Raw genomic sequence first — 14,796 nt, 5'->3', positions numbered from 1 at the left:
TGCGGAGATCGTCGGCTGAATGGTGGCGCATTCCTTCCTCCATAGCGCAGCACCTGACCGGCGTCAGCTTTGCGGCGGCAGCGCGTCCTACCTTTGTAGTAACCTTCCCGCGCCGCGGGATCATCCTGCAAGCTGATGAAAAAATGCGCCTGCCTGATTTCCGCTACGCTGCTGCTGGCCGCCTGCGGCAGCAACACCGAGAAGATCTACCCCGAGTCGGGGCCCATCACCGAGGCGGTCTATGCCTCGGGTGCCGTGCGCAGCCGCGACCAGTACGAGGTGCATGCCACGGTGAGCGGCACCATCCGGCAACTATACGTTACCGAAGGCGACCTCGTGCGCGCCGGCCAGCCGCTGCTTACGCTGCAGCAGGAGGCGCCGCGCCTCAGCGCGGAAAGCGCCGAGCTCAACGCGCAATACAGCTCCGAAGCCCGCAATGCCGACCGCCTCGCCGCGCTGCGCGCCACCGTGGATCAATCAAAAGCCCGCTTCGATAACGATGCTACGCTCTACCAGCGCCAGCAGCAACTCTGGAAAGAAGGCATCGGCACCCGCAATGAACTCGACGCCCGCGCGCTGGCCTTCCGAACCAGCCGCGATGCCTGGCGCGCCGCGCAGCTCCAGTACAGCGACGCGCAGCGGCAGGTGGCACAGGTCGCGGCGCTGGCGCGCAAGAACGCCTCGGTGGCCCGCGCCCAGCTGGGCGACTTCACCGTGCGCAGCAGCCTCAACGGACGCGTGTACTCCGTGCTCCGCAAGCAAGGTGAGCTCGTGGGTCCGCAGGTGCCCATCGCCATCATCGGCGCCGGCGACGACTTCCTGCTGGAGCTGCAGGTAGATGAATACGACATCGCCAAAGTGCAGCTCGGACAACCGGTAGTGGTAACGATGGACAGCTACCGCGGCCAGGCCTTCGACGCCCGCCTCAGCAAGATCGACCCGATCATGAACGAACGCACCCGCAGCTTCCTCGTGGAGGCGCAGTTCACCAAACGACCGGAGCGCCTGTATCCCAACCTCACCGTCGAAGCCAACATCGTGCTGCAGACCAAACCCCAGGCCCTGACCATCCCCCGCAGCTACCTTGTAGACGACGGCCACGTGCTGCTGGCGGACAAGAAAAAGCGGGCGGTAAAAACCGGCCTGCGCGACTACCAGCGCGTGGAGATCCTCAGCGGGCTGGGTAAGGACGAAGCCATCATCAAACCCGCGCCCTGATGCTGCCGCTGGTACCCGATATCGCCGCCTCGCTGCTCCGCGCCCGCCTGCGCCAGACGCTGGTGGCCGCCGTCGGCGTTACGTTCAGCATCACGATGTTCATCACCCTGCTGTCGTTCATGACGGGCCTCAACAAAATGCTCGACGGCCTCGTAGTGAACCGCACGCCGCACGTGCGGCTCTATAAAGAAGTGCGTCCCTCCGAGCGGCAGCCGCTGGCGCTGGCGCCGCAATACAAGGGCAGCTACGTGTTTCTTTCGTCGGTGAAGGCCGGCAATGCGCGGCAGGAGCTGTACAACAGCGGCGCCATCCTGCAGGCCGTAAAAGCCGAGCCCCGCGTACGCGGCGCCGCCCCCCGCATCAACGCGCCCATCTTCTTCAACAACGGCGCCATCGACATCAGCGCCGTCCTGTACGGTATTCGCGCCGAGGACGAGGTGCGCCTCTTTCATTTCAACGAATACGTGGTGGAAGGGCGCCCGCAGGACCTGGACCATGTAGCCAACAGCATCATCCTGGGCAAGGCGCTGGCCGACAAGCTGCAGGTGCACGTGGGCGACGTGGTGCCCGTGACCACCGCCCGCGGCGACCAGTTTCCCCTCAAGGTGGTGGGCCTCTTCCAGAGCGGCGTTACCGACTGGGACAAGGTGCAGAGCTATGCCGACCTGGCCACGACGCAGAAGGTGCTGGGCAAGCCGGCCTCCTACGTGACCGACATCAACGTGAAGCTGTCCGACATTGCCGACGCGCCGGCGCTGGCGAAAGACTTCGCGGCCCGCTTCGGCACCGATGCCGAAGACATCCAGTCGGCCAACGCGCAGTTCGACACCGGCACCAAAATCCGCAACCTCATCTCCTACGTGGTGGGCATCGTGCTGCTCACCGTAGCCGGCTTCGGCATCTACAACATTCTCAACATGATGATCTACGAGAAGATGGATGCCATCGCCATCCTCAAGGCCACGGGCTTCACCGGCGGCGACGTGCGGCGCATCTTCCTCTACATCGCGCTCAGCATCGGCTTCTTCGGCGGCCTCGCCGGCCTGCTCTTCGGCTTCGTCCTGTCCGTCATCATCGACCACATTCCCTTCAACACGGCGGCGCTGCCCACCGTGCACACGTATCCCATCAACTACAACCCCCTGTATTATTTCATCGCCAGCGCCTTCTCGCTGCTCACCACCTACCTCGCGGGCTTCTTCCCGGCGCGCAAGGCCAGCCGGGTAGACCCGGTGCAAATCATCCGCGGCAAGTAATGATCCTCGAGGCACGCCATATCAACAAGTACTTCCACGACCCGGTGACCACGCAGGTGCTCCGCGACGTGAGCTTCGGCATCGGCAAGGGCGAGTTCGTGTCGGTAACGGGCAAGAGCGGCTGCGGCAAGAGCACGCTGCTCTACATCCTCAGCACGATGGATACCGACTACGACGGTGAGCTGCTCATCGACGGCGAATCGATGACGAAAGGGACCGCCCGACAGCTGGCCCGCGTGCGCAACGAGAAGATCGGCTTCGTGTTCCAGTTTCACTACCTGCTCAACGAGTTCAGCGTGCTGAAGAACGTGATGCTGCCGGCGCTGAAGCTGAAGAAATACCCGGTGCCCGAGATCGAGCACCGCGCGCTGGAGCGCCTGCGCTGGCTGGGCATCGAGGCCCTCGCGCTGAAGGGCGCCCACCAGGTGTCTGGCGGCGAAAAGCAGCGCGTGGCCATCGCCCGCGCCCTCATCAACGACCCGCACATCATCATGGGCGACGAGCCTACCGGCAACCTCGACAAGAATAACTCCGACCTCGTGTTCGACATCTTCCACCGCCTGTCGCAGGAACGCGGCCAGACCCTGCTCATTGTGACGCACGACCCTTCGTTTGCCGAACGAACGGGGCGGACAATCCATATGGAAGACGGGCAGATCAAGGGGGGGTAAAAGGTTTAGGAGGTTTAGGAGGTTCTTTGGGTTCTTAGGGTTCTTGTGGTTTTTAGGGTTCTTAGGGTTGGCTGGCGCCGGTGAGGTCCCGTTCGCAAGCGAACGGGATGACGACCATTGGAGCGGCGCGCCTTGGCCCCATACGGGCGGCGGAGTAAAGAACAGCCTCCGGGAATGGGGCCCCAATGGGCATCGGGACCAAGGGGACAGTTGTTGCGGAGTGGTCAATGATGCCGGGGCGCCATCCGCCTGCGGCCCCCCACGTGGGAAAGGTTCGTATGGGGTTTACCGGATGGCGCTTGTGCAATGACGCTTGGCCAACCTTAAGAACCTTGAAAACCCTCAGAACCTTAAAAACCTTCCCCCGTATTTTTACCCATGCCCGAACCGATCTTCCTCGCCGCTAAACTGCCCGCCCTCGATGCCCTGCTGCTGGACCTGCTCCAATCGCTGACACCCGAGGAATGGGCCGCGCCCACGGTGGCGAAGCAGTGGCGCGTGAAGGACGTGGCCGCCCACCTGCTCGACGGCAACCTCCGCGTGCTGTCGGCGCTGCGCGACGGCTATGCCGGCGACCCGCCGGGGAACGTTGCCTCCTACGAAGACCTGGTGGCTTACCTCAATCGCCTCAACGCCGACTGGGTGACCGCCATGAAGCGCGTGAGCCCGGAGCTGCTGCTCCTGCTGCTCCGTACTACGGGGCCGCTGTACGCTGCCTATTATGCCGGCCTAGACCCCTTCGGCGAAGCGCCCTGGCCCGTGGCCTGGGCGGGGGAGGAAACGAGCCGCAACTGGATGCACATTGCCCGTGAGTATACCGAGAAGTGGCTGCACCAGCAACAGATCCGCGACGCCGTGGGCAAACCGGGGTTGCTGACCAGAGAATGGTTCGGCCCCTTCCTGGACGTATTTCTACGGGCGCTGCCCCATGCGTACCGCGATGTGGCCGCGCCGGAAGGAACCGTCGTGCAGCTGCACATCCGCACCGAGATCGGCGGCGACCGCTTCCTGCAGAAAGAGGCCTCCGGCTGGGCGTTGGTAAAAGAAGCGGCCGCTCCTTCGGCCGTCCTCCGCATCGACCCCGATTCGGCCTGGAAGCTGTTTTCGAAAAGCCTGCGCCCCGTAGATCTACGGCACCGGATCGTCGTGGAAGGCGACGAAGCCCTGGCCGCCCCGGCGCTGGGCATGGTGGCGGTGATGGCGTAGGGAAGGTTCTTATGGTTTTGAAGGTTCTGTGGGTTGGAGAGGTTTAGAAATTCTGGCTAAGAACAGGTGGTTGACTGCGTGCTGGTATGTAGCGCCGCGAAGCGGTGCCATCCCGGTAGCCGGCGGGCAAAGCCCGCCGGAAGGGGTTGAACGCAGGAACAATGCGCCCTGAAAGGGTGCCATCTTGATTACGTCCGGCGCAGCCGGGCGCTCCAGCCGGCAAGGCGCAGCCCATCGCCCATCCGATCCCCGCACGCTGACCGACGTCAGGGTACGCCCTTACCAGCATCATAGCGCTCCGCGGGATTTTGCCGGAACTTGGAACGAAAGCTCCAGCTATGCATACCGCCCTGACCTATCACCCACAGGAACCGGCTGCGGAACGGACGAGCAGCCAATCGAAAGGAGAACGCACCGCCCTGCTGACGGTGCTGGCCTACGAGGGCCTCGGCGCCCTGCTGGGCGGCGCCCTCCTGGTGGCGGCGCCCGACGGGCGGCTGATGGACATGCCCGTGGCCATGATGCGCGGCGTGTTTCCCGATTTCCGCGTGCCCGGCCTCATCCTTTTTGCCCTCGGCTTGCTCAGTACGGCGGCCTTCGGGGCCGTGTGGCGCCGGGGGCGTGCCGACTGGCTCCTGAGCGCCCTGGCGCTGGGCGGCCTCCTCGTCTGGTTTTGGGTGGAGATCGCCATCCTGCAGCAGCTGCACTGGCTGCATGCCATGTGGGGGCTGCCTGTGCTGCTGGGCGTGGAAACGGCCCTGCCGCTGCTCCCCAACCGGGCCGCACGCCTGCGCCAGGCGGCCCTCTGGAGCGGCATCCTGGCTTCCCTGCTCTACGTGGCCATCAACGTCATCGTGCCGCCGCACTGGCCGGGCTACAACAGTGCCGCGCAAACCGTGAGCGAGCTCTCGGCCATCGGCGCTCCCACGCGCGTGCTCTGGAATGTGCTGGCCACGCCCTACACCCTCCTGATGCTGGCCTTTGGCTGGGTCGTGTGGGCCTCCGCCGGCTACAACCGCCGCCTGCGCAGCACGGGCATCTTGCTGCTGGCCTATGCCGCGCTGGGTATCTGCTGGCCCTTTGCGCCGATGCACCTCCGCGAAGCGCTGGCCGCCGGCGGCGGCGGCATCACCGATACGCTGCACATTACGCTCGGCGTGGTCACGCAGGCCCTGTTCTTCTGTGCCCTTGGTTTTGCCGCGGGGGCGCTCGGGCGGGGCTTTCTCTACTATTCCCTCTTCAGCTTCCTGCTGCTCCTCGTGTTCGGCACCCTCACGTTCCTCGATGCGCCGGCCCTCGCCCGCAACCTGCCCACACCGCTCATCGGCGTTTGGGAGCGCATCAACATCGGCGTGTTCCTGCTGTGGGTAGTGGTGCTGGCCCTGCAGCTGCTGCGAACGGGGCGCAGCCCGGCCCTGCACGCCGTACGCGGCGCAGGCAGCGACCCGGATGCCGAGCGTCGGCACGACAGCGACCTGCTGATCGATTAGGGACCGGGCCACCCGGGGGCCAGCAAGAAGGCCACCCGTTGGGGTGGCCTGGTAGTAATACGGTAGGTTGTAGTTATGCGGTAGCGCCGGGGTTCCCGCCCGGCAGGGCCGCCAGGGCGCGGCCTTTCCGGATGGCCATGATGTTCCGGGTTTCTCCGATGAGCGTGCTGAATTTCCCAACGATGCCGGGCCAGGGCTCTGCGCCTTCTTCGGTTGTATAAAATGAGTTGATGCTGTTCACAAGTTTGCGGTACGCCTCTGCCGCCTTCGGGCGAAGGGTGTCGATATTTTCGGGTTGCTCCTGGATGCGTTCACTGTGCGCTGCGGTGCGTTCGGTCGACTTCTGATCGAAGGAGGCCTGCAGGTGGGTGAGCGCTTCGATCCAATCGCCGGCGCCGATGAGGGTAGCTGCGGCGGCGAGACGGGGTGTGCCAAGGTCGCGCAGCAGGCTGTGCAGGTCGGCCGACTCGTCGGCGTCACCCTGGCGGGTTACCTCCAGCACGGTGCCGTAGTCGGCGAAGCGATCGGAAAGAATCCGGCCGGCTTCTGACTTTTCGGCAACCGGGTTGCTGCGGTAAGTATCCGCCAGTTGCGCGAGGCCGGAATACACCCGGTCGCGGGCGGCATCGATCTCGCGGCGCTCTTTGGACAGTTCCGACTCATCTTCTTCCACATGGAGGGCTTCGATGGTCAAAAGAAACGTTTTGAACTGGGCCACCCGCTGTTGCACTACAGCAGGCAGGTGGGCTACATCTGTGATTTTCAGGACCTCTTTGGAAAAGGTGATGAACTCACCGTTGTGCAGGAAGCGGAGACTGAATTCAGGGATCATTTTGGTTTGGTTTAAGCGTGATTAATGTATCAGGAAGGTACTTCAATTGTTGGGTTGCGCCAATTTTTTCAGCGGGCGGCCGTCTTCTGTAACGGCGGGGCGCAACCGGTTGCTGCAGGAAAGGGATATCGGCAGCGCAATGCCCTCCTTCGGGGCTGCGCCAAGGGCTTTCCAGGGGCGATACCTGCTTCCTCACCCCTGCCCAAGGGATCGTTCGCGGGCGACAAAGCGGTTTCGCACCCTGCAGGAAGCCCTTCTCTCCGGCGATATGCCCTTCCTGCAGGGTGCAAGCGGTTCATCGCGAAGGCGAAAGTGTTCCTGTATGCAGTCCGAAGGCAAGCCAACGGGGGTGAAAAAGGGCTTTTTGGGTTGAGGCTGCCCGTTGGCAGCGCAGGTACGGGGGAATGTAAGCGCGTGGAAATGGTTCTACCCGTTTGTAAACGGTTGGGACGGGTACCGGCTGTAAGCGTTTATAAGTGGTTGCGTAGCGGCAAGCGGAATGGTGGAGATGGATGGGCGTGATGGGGGAGTGTATATTTGTGTGTTGTGCACTACTTATAACCACTCCTTATGGCTGAAAGGCTAATTATTTTGATGACGTTTTTCCATTTGGCGATCGGAAGCTCTGGACAGACGCCAAAGAATATTTGTTTATCTCATGGCCAAACTGGCTTTCTCAAATGCTATCGTGATGGAACAGATGAATTCTTTTTCGATAGCGGTCGCTTTGTCGGCTTTAGACGTCTAAGCGGGACAATTCGCTATGATGACACACTTAGGAATCTCGTATTGACCAACATGAGGGGAGGGAAGTCTCTGAAAACAGAAACTGTAAGTTTCTATTTGGGGAAAAACTTTCTTCGCTACAGATCCAATAACAAAGTTGATACGATTTATTCGCCTGCTGGAATCGATAGCGCCGGGTTAACTAGAATCCCAGACCGGGAATTAGATTGGAGCCCCTTCGGAATAAAATATCCATGTCGTGAAGGAGTAGTATATATTTTTTTGCTTGCCAGCAGTAAACGCAAATGGCAATGGAGGCTCTTGGTGCAAACAGCGAAACGAGAGCTGACAATTACTTCCTTTAAAGATGTTCAGGTTATTGATGTAGCCGATAGCATTAAAAACGAAAAAGTGACGGTGATAACTGGCAATGAGACTGACAAAAAAGTTTTCCACTTTATAATTGAGCCTTTAAAATCTAAGACAGTTAAGTCTCAAAGCCATAGTCTGGCGAAAAGATCAAAGTCCAATTCCATTAAATACGACAACCAAGCAAAAGTCATCAGAAAAGGTGTATTTCAGACCTGTCCACAATGCAGGTGTGCAGCCCTCTGATTGCAGTGCACAACAAAGGCTATTGCGCTATGGCCTGCGAGCACTCAGAAACCTCGTACTTTCATTCTCGGCTACGGCGGCAAGCCCTGGTCGTTGTGCGCAATCTGGTGTCTCTCCTCTTTTAGTGTTAGAAATATGAAGCGAATATTCCTCCGAGCGATTCCTTTTATTCTTTTTTGTGGATGTATTTCAAATGACAAGACAGAACGACAAAAGATTAGAAATGAGTTTGACTCGGTTAATACAATATACAATTTTGAAGGCTTGAATTTAATAGCGCGGTTTGCGGAATGCGGTGAGTTTGGTGGTCATCGCGAGAAAATAGCAATTGCTGCGGAAGGACAATCGCTGCAGTGCACGTATAGCGTTTTCCCTTTCAATTGTGACTCGCTAGACTATTACAGAATTAACGGCGAAAGAGTTTCGCCTATTTCAGTTAGAACAAGAACCGTTGGTAATCGTGACTTAGGTGCAATAAAAGAATACTTGGGGTTTTTGAACCGCGCTTGGACTGACAGGCAGAACGGGCTTCCAGGCGGGGAGGTTTATTCAGCTGTAGGCAAGGATTCAAGCCTTGTTCTAGTAGCTTATGGACACGATGAACGAAATCGGCAGGCCTATAAGAAACTGGTAGCGGCGCTTTTCCCCTGAGCTGCACAAAAGGTGCTGCGCTATGGCTTCCGAAGCCACTAATAGTTCGTAGTTTTCCTCTCGGCCACAGCGCAAAGCCCTGGTCGTTGTGCGCAATACGCAGACCCTATGACAAAGTCAAAATTCAACATATCAGGACTCATTTCAATCTTCGTGTTGGCTTTCCTGTGGCTGGGGGCAGGATTTGTTCTCGTCGCCCTTTTGCACGACAAATTTTTCAAAAATCCGTTTCTGAAACCGACGAATTTGCCAAATGTTGAGCAGGCAATCATTTTAGCACTATTCATTCTTATAGAAGTGTTTTTGGCTTGGGTTATCAGTCGCCTTTGGTTCATTGTGTATGTAGACACTATTCATCGAACAATTAAGCTGGTCCGGTTTGTTGGCAGAAATACTGTCTATCAATTTCAAGAGCTCGACGGCATAGTAGTAGTATCGGGTTACGGGGGGCGAAATGGAACGTATTCAAGTATTTATTTAATCAAAGACAAACGCGCGATAGAGAACATTTCGGGGCTTTATTTTGAAAATATTGATCAAATAACAGATGCGTTAAGTGACGTTCGAAAACTAGACACCAAGTTGGATTCAGGGACACTCACGCGAAGAGCCTTGGTTAGAAAAGTCGTGCTCTAACAAGCCTGCGCACAACAGGCGCTGTGGCGCTTTGGCCGGTCGCTTCATTTCAAGTGTTATTTTTAGTTCCTGCCACGGCGTCAGGCCTTGGTAGTTGTGGGCCTCTGTTGCATTCTTTAGAAAGAAAGTCAGATTATTATGGGGAAAATTGGATGAACTGGAGTCGCCCTATCCGCAGGATTTGAGCGCTAGTAGTATGATTAGCGACTTATTCTATAACCATTACCTCGATAAAACGAAAGAAATATTTCATTGCGAAAATTGTGGCCGCATTTTAGTTCAACATGGGAAGTCACAAAAATTCTTATCATTCATACCTGAAACGGAAGAATGGAAAGATATTTTGACTACAAACGATTGAGCGAACGGACAGTGAGTGAGATGACCCGGGTCGATTCATTTCATATCTTTCCTAAAGCAGGCCGACCGCAGCCCTGCCTGTCAAGCGCCATTCAAGTTTCCTTATGCAAAAGACCCTCCTGTTCGCATGCCTGATGCACCTGTGCTCCTGCAGTAGCGGGGAGCAGTTTCGTGACCTTTCGGAGTTCAACATGAACCCGAAGGCTTTGAAAGACGGGGAGCCCATCAAGCTCATTTATGCGGACCAGGGCGAGGGTAACAATGCCACCGGCCACTTCTTCAGCCACCTGGTCGTGGTATCCCAGGAGTCGGGCGATACGGTAAACATATTGACGGGCATTAATAATGGTTTCAAGGAAGACGATGGGGACCAGGTCTATCATTTCATCAGCCCGGCCAACAGTGCCTACAAATACGCGTTCCTGGGCGATGCCATCGGTGCCGGGACGGATATCAAGGATCTGCCGGAGCCGAACCTGGATTATACGAAGGTCCGTTACGACCCGGATCACCGGGAGATAGCCCGGAACAACTACCCGACCCTTGTGGGCCTCCTCGGGACCCAATCCAACACGCACTGACCCGCGGTGAGCCGGCCTTGGTCCCATATTGTCCGTATCAGTCCCTGTCTTTCCCTACATTTAGGCTCAGCGCAAAGCATTCCCCATGAAGATGTACATTCTGATAAAGAGAGCAGTGCCCGATAAGCTGGTGCCGGTCATTGCGGCGCACGCTTCGCTGGCCTGTTTCCGGAAATTCGAGCAGACGGAGAACATGCAGGCATGGATCAACGGCATATTCAAGAAGGTGGTCTGCGCCGTTTCGGAAACCGAGTTTGCGAACGCGCAAAAGGAAGCGGACCACGTGCTGCTGACAGAATCGGCGCTGGACAACCAGGAGGTGTGCCTCGCGTTTTCGCCGCGCGAAGACTATTCCAGGATGTTCCAGTTCTTTAAAATGTGGACCCCGCAAAATAGCTAAGCAACATGGAGCAAACAGACAAGCAGGTATACCAATGGCAGGTGAAGAAAGGAAGTGTTTTACTGTTCCGGGAAGAACATAAAATACACCTCGGGCTGGATACGGATGCCAGCGCCAGCTGCCTGCTGACCGAAGCGGATACGGAAGACGTCGTTTCCATTCTCACCGCCCTCGCCGGTGCGATCTGGAAGGACCCGGATTTTGTCAAGGAACCCTATGCCGGGCGGCTCTTTCGGACGGACGACAGCAATGGACGCACCTATTGGGACCTGGCGCCATCGCGATTGTCGGTAGGGTTTAACGAAAGCGAGGATGCCGTGGAGATCGATTGCAGCGGAGACCCGGTGCTGCTGCTCCCGGTTAACTATGCCGTTGAACTGATCCAGGTGCTGACGCACTACCAGAAGCAGTTCGGAGCGTGATTGCGGTGCTGCACAAAATGACCTTGCGGGATTTTGAAGAACGATCTACGCCTTACAACCATACCCTGCATGAAGGAACTACTATTCGCCGCCTTGCTGCTTTTTACTTTGCCGGCATCCGGGCAAGCATCGCGAAGCGAGCTCGCCCGTTCCCGGCTCTATGTCCGGGCGGATGTTGAAAAAGACAATGCGTTCACCGGGCTCCAGACAAGAACTTACCTGGCAGACACCCTTATCAACCGGGACAGGTACAAAAAGTTCCGGGCCGAAGCCTTTACCGACTACGCGGGGCCGCACCAGGCAAGCATTTATTACGAAGCGTTTGCCGATGGGGTTTACACGCTGCTGGACGGAAAGCAGAATACCATTCACAGGGTCAGCTACAGGGCTGTTGCAACGCAGCTAGGGATCCTGTTCGGCAAGCCGGCGGAAATATCCATGGAGTTTATCGACACCCGGAATAGTTACCCGAGAGACAGCTTGATCCCAACGAGTCAAACGCCCCGGAAGTATTACCCGTCCAGCAATCCAGGGATGTATCTCGTAATTATTCCCGACCTGGAAACCGTGGCTGTTTCGTGCAACGGTCGTTTCTATACGAAGCAGCTTTTCGGCGATCAGTACAATGACATTACAACAGGGCTCGAGAACCATTACCGGGCTTCAACAAAGTTTGACCTCCAGGTGGGTGATGAAATCCAACTGTTCTATCGCAGGAAGTGGTACGATGACACGACGAAGCTGGCTGTGTACGAAGACAAGCAGTTCAAAAATATCAGGTACCTCGGCGATACCCTCGTGGCGGATAGGAGCGCATTGAAGTTTGAGGTGGAAGGATACAATTACCTGAGCGGTTCCAAAGAAAACCCGGAAACGTTCCTGGTTTATATGTCCGACAGCGGCTATTACGCGGGCCGCCAGTTTGTGCCATTCAAAAATTACTCGACGGAACTAAAGCTTGTGGAAAGCCATGGACGGAAGGACTACTTCCTGCAGGGCGTGACCTATGATACGGTGGGCGACCACGTCTATCCAAAGATCGTTCAGGCCCGGAGCAATGACCCGTACCGCTATTTCATTTTGCCCTTCTTCCCGATACCGTTCATTGAATTCGGAAACGTGCAGGGAGTCGTAACCTGGGCCCGGATAAAGGGTGTGGAAAAGGGTGCCAGGAGGGAGAGAAGCTATATTACGGACAGGAACAACATACGGGATATCATCAGCCGGTCGAAAAACGAAGTGGAAGTAATCATCTATTTCGTCGATTCGGCGGAGGTTGACCTACAGATCCAGGAGCCGGGCGCCAACAAGATACTCGGGGAGGTCAAAGCTTCGGTGAAACCTGGGTTGCACTCATTTGTTGTTCCTGCCGATGGCCTTCAGAAAGGTGAGGACTACGTGGTGCAGATAAACTATACCTCGGGTGAACATTCAGGCAGCTTTTCAGATAGTGTGAAAGCAAAGTATTGACAGGCCCCGCTTCGTCACGATTGGGCAGGATGGTTGCGGTACCTGTTGGTACCTAAACAGGGGAACGATGAAGCGCTTGTTTCTTGCTGCCGCCTTCTTCCTCAGCTGGGCGGCTAACCGCGGCTCGGCCCAGGACGCAGCTGCGGCTGCGCCCTCGATCCCGTACCGCGTGGTCGGGGTGTACCCGCACGATACGGCGGCGTTTACGGAAGGCCTGCTGGTGCACGAAGGCCGGCTCTATGAAAGCACCGGCGCCAGCGACCGGGTGCCCGGTACGCGCACGCTCTTCGGGCCGGTGGATCTCCGCACCGGGATCATCACGCCCCGCGCCGAGCTCCACCCGCGGCTTTATTTTGGCGAAGGCATCGCCTTCCTCAACGGCAAGGTGTACCAGCTCACCTACCAGGACCGGATCGGGTTCATCTACGACGCGGTCAGCTTTAAAATGACCGGGCGCTTCCGCATTCCCTCCAAAGAAGGCTGGGGTCTCACTACCGACGGCCGCTCGCTCATCATGAGCGATGGCACCGACAGCCTTACCTGGATCGACCCCGCCGGGTTTGCCGTGCTGAAAAGAAGGGCGGTCACCGACAACGGCAGGCGCGTGCCAGGACTGAACGAGCTGGAGGTCATCAACGGGTCTGTTTATGCCAACGTCTTCGGCAGTAATCGGATCGTGAAGATCGATACGGCCACCGGCGCCGTGCTGGCCCGGCTCGACCTTACCCCTTTGGTGCTGGAAGCCCGGCGGACTTATCGCGGTGCCCTGGAACTGAACGGGATCGCCTATGATCCCGGCAGCGGGCATGTTTTTATTACGGGCAAGCTGTGGCCGGTATTGTACCGGATCGAATTCGCGCAGTAAAAGGGACGCACCCGCAACTTGTCGCCGCACTGTGAAAAGAAAGATCCTCAGGGCGCTCACGCTGATCGGCTGTTTTTCCACTGGCTTCATCTACGGCGGCTGGTCGGCTTTTTCTAGCTGAAGGCGGCATCACACGCAAACAGCAGCCACGTGGTCAACACCGATAAGGCATTCGACTTTACCGGCGATCATATCGGGGGCGTCGCGTTCTTACTGGTGGCGGCGGGCACTGTTTGTTACGGGCTGTATGTGCTCGTGCCGGGATTGCATTATGACCTCGGTGGCGGTAAAAAACGCTAGCGTCCGCTACAGCTCATTCGCACAGGCAGTGCCCGCGGCAAAAGCATCCAGGTTCTGCCGCGTCGTGTCCGCGATATTTTGTAGCGCGGTGTCGGTCAGGAACGCCTTATAATACTCCCCTTTATTGAGACCAAAAGGTCAGGATGCTAAGTTAATAAGTGTGTTTGTTTCCAGGTTGTTTTTGAGTGATACGAGTTTTGTTTTCTGTTGATATCGATCGTTTGGCTTTTGCTTGGTGGTGCTGTGGATCTTTTGGTTGTAGTAGTTGATGTATCGATCGACGCCTTCTACAAGTTCATTTCCATCTTCTGCAGGGTTCAGATAAACGTGATTATACTTCAGTGACTTCCAGAACCGCTCGATCCAGATGTTGTCCGTTGCCCGTCCTTTTCCATCCATGGATATATTGATTCTGTTCTTTTCCAGGTACTGAGTCCAGCCGGCGCAGGTGTACTGAACGCCCTGATCAGAGTTGATGATCTCCGGCGCTCCATGCTCCGCGATCGCCTCCTGCAGCACCTCCAGGCACCAGCGCGCCGCCAGTGAGTTGGAGATGCCCCATCCGACGATCTTGCGGCTATACACGTCGATGATAGCCGTCAGGTACATGAAGCCCCGCCGCATCGGGATATAGGTGATGTCGGTAGACCATACCTGGTTGGGCCGGCTGATATCCAGCCCGCGCAGCAAATACGGCTTTATGAACACCTTCTGGCCCATTTTAGTGAGGTTTCGTCTGCGGTAGATGGTTTGGTGACCCAGGAGTCGGAACAGCCGCCGGACGCGCTTTGGACCAACCGGATAGCCACGGTCGCGCAGCAGGTGCACCACCGATAAGACCCCTTCGGTTGGGTGTTCCAAGAGGTGGTGGTCCATGAGCTGCATCATTTTCAGATTCTCGGGCTTCTCCGGGCGCGGCTTGTAATAGATCCGGCTGCGGTTCACCGCCAGCAGGGCGCACTGCCGGCGTACCGACAGCTTCCTGGAGCGGGGCTGCACCAGTGAGGCACGCGTCGTCAGATCCCCAGTTTCCTGCAACTTTTTTTTAGAAACTCATTTTCGACGCGGAGCTGCCCGATCTGGGCATAGAGCTCGCG

Annotated in this window: 16 protein-coding genes; 14 read left to right on the top strand and 2 right to left on the bottom strand. The window is 57.4% G+C overall.

All coding sequences use genetic code 11. The features are described 5' to 3' along the window. Positions 1-135 precede the first annotated feature (135 nt). From E0486_RS16450 to E0486_RS16430, 5 genes are all read left to right on the top strand, one after another. Entirely contained in the window at positions 136-1,218 is a 1,083-nt protein-coding gene (locus E0486_RS16450; protein WP_131853795.1) for an efflux RND transporter periplasmic adaptor subunit, read from the top strand. Continuing rightward, complete coding sequence (locus E0486_RS16445) at positions 1,218-2,474, top strand: ABC transporter permease (RefSeq protein WP_243697465.1); 1,257 nt, start codon at positions 1,218-1,220, stop codon at positions 2,472-2,474. The genes E0486_RS16450 and E0486_RS16445 overlap by 1 nt, the downstream gene beginning before the upstream one ends. Continuing rightward, the gene (locus E0486_RS16440; protein WP_131853791.1) at positions 2,474-3,145 is read left to right on the top strand and encodes an ABC transporter ATP-binding protein; all 672 of its coding nucleotides are present in this window, start codon (positions 2,474-2,476) and stop codon (positions 3,143-3,145) included. The genes E0486_RS16445 and E0486_RS16440 overlap by 1 nt, the downstream gene beginning before the upstream one ends. 378 nt (positions 3,146-3,523) lie before the next feature. Further along, a complete protein-coding gene (locus tag E0486_RS16435) occupies positions 3,524-4,351 on the top strand; it encodes a maleylpyruvate isomerase N-terminal domain-containing protein (protein WP_131853789.1) in 828 nt (275 codons plus the stop codon). A gap of 338 nt (positions 4,352-4,689) precedes the next feature. After that, a complete protein-coding gene (locus tag E0486_RS16430; RefSeq protein WP_131853787.1) occupies positions 4,690-5,841 on the top strand; it encodes a DUF998 domain-containing protein in 1,152 nt (383 codons plus the stop codon). Between the two features lie 73 nt (positions 5,842-5,914). On the opposite strand, the gene E0486_RS16425 is transcribed toward E0486_RS16430, so the two are convergent. Beyond that, positions 5,915-6,673, bottom strand: a complete 759-nt coding sequence (locus E0486_RS16425) for a DUF6261 family protein (RefSeq protein WP_131853785.1) — start codon at positions 6,671-6,673, stop codon at positions 5,915-5,917. Between the two features lie 570 nt (positions 6,674-7,243). Here E0486_RS16425 and E0486_RS16420 point away from each other — a divergent pair. From E0486_RS16420 to E0486_RS19000, 9 genes are all read left to right on the top strand, one after another. Further along, positions 7,244-8,014, top strand: a complete 771-nt coding sequence (locus tag E0486_RS16420; protein ID WP_131853783.1) for a hypothetical protein — start codon at positions 7,244-7,246, stop codon at positions 8,012-8,014. A gap of 135 nt (positions 8,015-8,149) precedes the next feature. Beyond that, positions 8,150-8,665 (top strand): hypothetical protein, encoded by a 516-nt coding sequence (locus tag E0486_RS16415; protein WP_131853781.1) that lies wholly within the window; start codon positions 8,150-8,152, stop codon positions 8,663-8,665. Positions 8,666-8,773: 108 nt separating this feature from the next. Next, on the top strand, positions 8,774-9,301 hold the full coding sequence (locus tag E0486_RS16410) for a hypothetical protein (RefSeq protein WP_131853779.1): 528 nt from the start codon (positions 8,774-8,776) through the stop codon (positions 9,299-9,301). Positions 9,302-9,765: 464 nt separating this feature from the next. Next, positions 9,766-10,242, top strand: a complete 477-nt coding sequence (locus tag E0486_RS16405; protein ID WP_131853777.1) for a hypothetical protein — start codon at positions 9,766-9,768, stop codon at positions 10,240-10,242. 85 nt (positions 10,243-10,327) lie between these two features. Continuing rightward, positions 10,328-10,642, top strand: coding sequence for an aminoacyl-tRNA hydrolase (locus tag E0486_RS16400; RefSeq protein WP_131853775.1), 315 nt, complete (start codon positions 10,328-10,330; stop codon positions 10,640-10,642). Positions 10,643-10,647: 5 nt separating this feature from the next. Next, complete coding sequence (locus tag E0486_RS16395) at positions 10,648-11,064, top strand: hypothetical protein (protein WP_131853773.1); 417 nt, start codon at positions 10,648-10,650, stop codon at positions 11,062-11,064. 69 nt (positions 11,065-11,133) lie between these two features. Next, positions 11,134-12,534, top strand: a complete 1,401-nt coding sequence (locus E0486_RS16390; protein ID WP_131853771.1) for a hypothetical protein — start codon at positions 11,134-11,136, stop codon at positions 12,532-12,534. Positions 12,535-12,601: 67 nt separating this feature from the next. Beyond that, positions 12,602-13,399 carry a glutaminyl-peptide cyclotransferase gene (locus tag E0486_RS16385; RefSeq protein WP_131853769.1) on the top strand — a complete coding sequence of 266 codons (798 nt, stop codon included), beginning with the start codon at positions 12,602-12,604 and terminating at the stop codon, positions 13,397-13,399. Positions 13,400-13,549: 150 nt separating this feature from the next. After that, positions 13,550-13,699, top strand: a complete 150-nt coding sequence (locus E0486_RS19000; RefSeq protein ID WP_165917380.1) for a hypothetical protein — start codon at positions 13,550-13,552, stop codon at positions 13,697-13,699. Positions 13,700-13,837: 138 nt separating this feature from the next. Here E0486_RS19000 and E0486_RS16380 read toward each other — a convergent pair whose 3' ends face one another. After that, positions 13,838-14,737, bottom strand: coding sequence for an IS3 family transposase (locus tag E0486_RS16380; RefSeq protein WP_131853767.1), 900 nt, complete (start codon positions 14,735-14,737; stop codon positions 13,838-13,840). Between the last annotated feature and the right edge of the window lie 59 nt (positions 14,738-14,796).

The organism is Flaviaesturariibacter aridisoli, from assembly GCF_004343705.1.
Taxonomy (GTDB): Bacteria; Bacteroidota; Bacteroidia; order Chitinophagales; family Chitinophagaceae; genus Flavisolibacter; species Flavisolibacter aridisoli.
This window is presented reverse-complemented; position numbering and strand designations above follow the sequence as displayed.

Coding starts and splice junctions, on each gene's coding strand:
- E0486_RS16450 (WP_131853795.1), top strand. CDS start 136: ATGAAAAAATGCGCCTGCCTGATTTCCGCTACGCTGCTGCTGGCCGCC.
- E0486_RS16445 (WP_243697465.1), top strand. CDS start 1,218: ATGCTGCCGCTGGTACCCGATATCGCCGCCTCGCTGCTCCGCGCCCGC.
- E0486_RS16440 (WP_131853791.1), top strand. CDS start 2,474: ATGATCCTCGAGGCACGCCATATCAACAAGTACTTCCACGACCCGGTG.
- E0486_RS16435 (WP_131853789.1), top strand. CDS start 3,524: ATGCCCGAACCGATCTTCCTCGCCGCTAAACTGCCCGCCCTCGATGCC.
- E0486_RS16430 (WP_131853787.1), top strand. CDS start 4,690: ATGCATACCGCCCTGACCTATCACCCACAGGAACCGGCTGCGGAACGG.
- E0486_RS16425 (WP_131853785.1), bottom strand. CDS start 6,673: ATGATCCCTGAATTCAGTCTCCGCTTCCTGCACAACGGTGAGTTCATC.
- E0486_RS16420 (WP_131853783.1), top strand. CDS start 7,244: ATGGCTGAAAGGCTAATTATTTTGATGACGTTTTTCCATTTGGCGATC.
- E0486_RS16415 (WP_131853781.1), top strand. CDS start 8,150: ATGAAGCGAATATTCCTCCGAGCGATTCCTTTTATTCTTTTTTGTGGA.
- E0486_RS16410 (WP_131853779.1), top strand. CDS start 8,774: ATGACAAAGTCAAAATTCAACATATCAGGACTCATTTCAATCTTCGTG.
- E0486_RS16405 (WP_131853777.1), top strand. CDS start 9,766: ATGCAAAAGACCCTCCTGTTCGCATGCCTGATGCACCTGTGCTCCTGC.
- E0486_RS16400 (WP_131853775.1), top strand. CDS start 10,328: ATGAAGATGTACATTCTGATAAAGAGAGCAGTGCCCGATAAGCTGGTG.
- E0486_RS16395 (WP_131853773.1), top strand. CDS start 10,648: ATGGAGCAAACAGACAAGCAGGTATACCAATGGCAGGTGAAGAAAGGA.
- E0486_RS16390 (WP_131853771.1), top strand. CDS start 11,134: ATGAAGGAACTACTATTCGCCGCCTTGCTGCTTTTTACTTTGCCGGCA.
- E0486_RS16385 (WP_131853769.1), top strand. CDS start 12,602: ATGAAGCGCTTGTTTCTTGCTGCCGCCTTCTTCCTCAGCTGGGCGGCT.